Genomic DNA, 1,920 nt, shown 5'->3' with positions numbered 1-1,920 from the left:
CGTTGGGGATGGTTGCTTTTTAGCTGATTATTCGATTGTTGTTGAACTATTGTGCTTTGGGAACTCTAAAGTCGAGGATAATGCTGCGTAACATTGAAATAAAAGCAGATCTAAATGCTAGTCAATTTCTGAAAGCAGGTATTTTTTTGGTTGGTTTATTTTATTTCTTACAAGCTTCATTTTGGTTGCCTACAACAATAGCTGCATATTATTCTGTACCAAGACATATGGATAGTTCTTTAGAATTTATTGACCTAGTATCAACACTATCCCAACTCGTCATTAGTATTCTAATCATGGCTGGAACAAATTATCTTACAAGTTCAGTCCAAAAGTTCCGGGCTTTTGGTAACACCACATCAGAAAACGCATAACAATAAATTCAAGTTCGTTCCGCTGCGCTCCAACGGACGCCGCGAGGCGGCGCCGCTTAATTTGGCGTTAAGCGCTTCACATCATTTACTATTGAGTTTATAAATGAGTTTTTTACAAAGCTGGTTTCCAGCCTTAACAACGACAGGGTTATTTGCAGCCGCTTTATGGCTCGCTCGTTCATTAATTTCCGCTAGATTAACGAGTTCTGTTAACCATGAATTTGAATCAAAGCTCGAAGTATTAAGATCAGAGCTAAAGTTAAAGGATGATCAAATAGCTTCTCTCAGAACAGCTGCAATGTCAGGCCTGATGAGTAGACAAAGTATTCTGTATCAAAGGAAAATTGAAGCTGTAGATCAAATTTGGGAGTCTATAGCGGCTCTTGAAAAAGCTAAACATATATCTCAGACGATGTCTATTTTGGATTTTGAACACTGTGCACAAGAATCATTGATTAACCCAAAGTTCAGAGAGTTTGCAGAACAAATTGGTGGTAGCTTTGAACCTCAAATTATTAAATATGAATTGGCAAAACAAGCTCAGCCATATTTAACAAAACTAGCTTGGGCATATTATTCTGCATATTCTGTAATTATTACAACAGCAGTTTTGAAATTAAATTTTCTCAAAATTGGCCTGAAGGAACCTCACAGAATGCTGAATATTGAAAGTACAAATAATTTACTAAAGTCTGTTCTACCTCATTTATCTGAATATATAGACAAAACTGATTCCTCTGTTCATCATTTCCTTCTTGACCAAATTGAAGAGCTTCTAATCTCAGAGCTAAGGAATATACAGAACGGCGAAGGTGCTGATTTAGACGATGCTGTTAGAGCTTCAGAAATCTTAAAGGCCGTTGAAGAACTCAATAGGAGTTCAAGTCAGGCATAAACCAGCGCTTAACAAAAATTTCCAGGGGACGCCTGCGGCGCCCCTGAAATTGGCGTTAGCTGCTGTGTTTTTACCAGAGTAGCAAACCTGTGAACTTTTCTGTGTTGGTAGTTTTTTTGTCCAGTTCTATCGTAAAGTTCAGAAGAGTTCGGTAACCTTCTTTTTGCAAGCTGGCGTGAGAGTTTTGTCGTTTATTCTTTCTTTTATGCCAGCGTCAAAATCATCGTTTGCTGTTGGTTGTTCCAAAGCTGGCAAGTGCTAACGTACAACTTCTCTTTTACAGCGCCAGCAGAAAAACCGGTTTCCTTTCCATCTTTTCTATCGGTCAGTTGGTGGGGTTTTCTCTGGTTTTCTGTAGCGTGCAAAGTTTCCGGTTTGTGCCAGGTCAGAAAATTACATCGTCGTAAACCTCAAGTAGTCAAACCTTTTGGCTCAAACTGGTTTACGGCATTTTGGTTCCGCATGGTTTGCAGCGTCGTGCAAAATCTCTGGTGGTAAAACTTCTGGTTTCTACGTTGTTGCCAGTCGTACGCGCTTTAGGTTTTCGTCACAGTTTAACCATTTTATGGGCTTACGCAGCTAACAAGTGACTATGGTGTCAATCATAAATTATCCAGCTAATTCGGGGTTCCAATGAACCCCATCCCTGAC

2 protein-coding genes are annotated in these 1,920 nt (G+C 39.4%); both read left to right on the top strand.

The genetic code is table 11. The features are described 5' to 3' along the window. Nucleotides 1–80: 80 nt before the first annotated feature. Complete coding sequence (locus Q1B11_RS20085; RefSeq protein WP_299735773.1) at nt 81–374, top strand: hypothetical protein; 294 nt, start codon at nt 81–83, stop codon at nt 372–374. Nucleotides 375–477: 103 nt separating this feature from the next. Next, nucleotides 478–1,269, top strand: a complete 792-nt coding sequence (locus Q1B11_RS20080) for a hypothetical protein (RefSeq protein WP_299735771.1) — start codon at nt 478–480, stop codon at nt 1,267–1,269. The last annotated feature ends 651 nt before the right edge of the window (nt 1,270–1,920 follow it).

It is taken from the genome of uncultured Endozoicomonas sp. (assembly GCF_947495845.1).
Taxonomy (GTDB): Bacteria; Pseudomonadota; Gammaproteobacteria; order Pseudomonadales; family Endozoicomonadaceae; genus Endozoicomonas.
This window is presented reverse-complemented; position numbering and strand designations above follow the sequence as displayed.

Bases quoted from the DNA above. Each gene is read 5' to 3' on its own strand.
- Q1B11_RS20085 (WP_299735773.1), top strand. From the start codon at position 81: ATGCTGCGTAACATTGAAATAAAAGCAGATCTAAATGCTAGTCAATTT.
- Q1B11_RS20080 (WP_299735771.1), top strand. From the start codon at position 478: ATGAGTTTTTTACAAAGCTGGTTTCCAGCCTTAACAACGACAGGGTTA.